Origin of the sequence: Mesorhizobium sp. M7A.F.Ca.CA.004.04.2.1, from assembly GCF_004022825.1 — a bacterium.
GTDB lineage: Bacteria > Pseudomonadota > Alphaproteobacteria > Rhizobiales > Rhizobiaceae > Mesorhizobium.
This window is the reverse complement of the sequence record NZ_RZPH01001214.1, coordinates 1-1,592: the sequence shown is the minus strand read 5'-3', so window position 1 is coordinate 1,592 and position 1,592 is coordinate 1. Positions and strand designations below refer to the sequence as shown.

The window sequence follows — 1,592 nt, the reverse complement described above, 5'->3', positions numbered from 1 at the left end:
CATCGGACAACGCACTGCGCCACGGCGTCTTCCGCGGTTTGAGAGATGTCGGCCTGTCGACGCCGGTCTCGTCCAAACGCAAGCGGCTGATCGCCGAGGCCGACCTTGCCACCATCTGGGTGACCAACCCGACGCGCCGGCTGTTCGGCAAGACCGGCCCGACCAAGCTCGACATCGCCGTCTATTATGCGCTGGTCGGCGATTTCATGCTGCCGCACATCCTCGGCCGGCCGGTGTCGCTGGTGCGCTGCCCGACCGGCCTGCCGAAGGATTGCTTCTTCCAGCGCCACGCCTTCACCGGTATGCCGCCCTCGGTGGTGACATTCGAGGCGACAAATTCGGAGGGCGAGACCAAATCCTATCTCTCGATCGAAGGCGCGAAAGGATATCTGGCGCTGGCGCAGTTCGGCGTCGTCGAGTTCCATACCTGGGGCACCCACCGCACCAGCCTCGACAGACCCGACCAGATCGTCCTCGACCTCGATCCGGGCGAGGGGATTTCATGGCGCGAGGTGGTCGAGGCCGCCGTGCACATCAAGGGCGAATTGGAGCGCCTGGGGCTGGTGCCGTTCGCCAAGACCTCCGGCGGCAGCGGCATCCACATCACCGTGCCGGTGACGGGCAAGCAGAACTGGAAGAAACTGCACCAGGCGACCAGCGCCATCGCCACGCATCTGGCGACAACGGCGCCGGACACCTTCACCACCACCATGGGCAAGGACAACCGCAAGAAGCGCATCTTCATCGATTATCATCGCAATGCGCGCGGCCACACCTCCGCAGCCCCTTATTCCTTGCGCGCCCGCACCAATCTGCCGGCCTCGACGCCGGTGAGCTGGAGCGATCTGGAATCCATCGATGCGCCGCAGTATCTGAACTATTCCTCCCTGCCGGGGCTGCTGGCGACGTCGGGCGATCCGTGGGCGGAGATCGACGAGTTCGCGCGGGATTTGCCGGTGTTCGAGGGAACGAGGAAGTAGTCGCGAGATGAGGGCGCAGTCCCGCCAGCGTCTCAATTCCAAGTCCATCGACGCTTCCGACAATTTGAATTATTCTCTCCGCCACGACCTCAAAGACGTACCGGAAGATTTCGTCAGGGATTTGCCTGTATCGTGTGGGGTCGGTGTAGGATTTCCTCGGCGCCAATCGTCCTTCGGACGAAAAGCGCTGCAGCAAATGTCAGTGCATGGCCGCGTAGGAGTGTTTCATGGCGCCCAGGGCAAGTTGGAAAGGTTACCTCAAACTCAGCCTCGTGAGCTGTCCGGTGCGGCTATATCCCGCCACCAGCGCCAGCGAGCGCATCAGCTTCAACCAGTTGCACAAGAAGACCCATAACCGCATCAACATGAAACCGGTCGACCCCGAATTGGGGCTCGTCGAGCGTGCTGATCTGGTCAAGGGCTACGAATACGAGGACAAGCAGTACATCATCATCGATGATGCCGATCTCGATGCGGTGCGCATCGAATCCAATCACACGATGAACATCGAGGCCTTCGTCGACGAGGACGAGGTCGATGTCATCTATCAGGACGCGCCCTACTACATGGCGCCCGACGGTGCGATGGCGGAAGAGACCTTTGCCGTGCTGC

The 1,592-nt window shown here is 61.6% G+C and carries 2 protein-coding genes; both read left to right on the top strand.

The window, feature by feature from the left end; all coding sequences use genetic code 11:
• On the top strand, positions 1 to 980 hold a 980-nt coding region (gene ligD / locus EN893_RS33125; protein WP_128362140.1), incomplete at its 5' end, for a DNA ligase D.
• 227 nt (positions 981 to 1,207) lie between these two features.
• Positions 1,208 to 1,592 (top strand): Ku protein (locus tag EN893_RS33120; protein WP_164901354.1); only part of this gene is annotated, 385 nt, incomplete at its 3' end.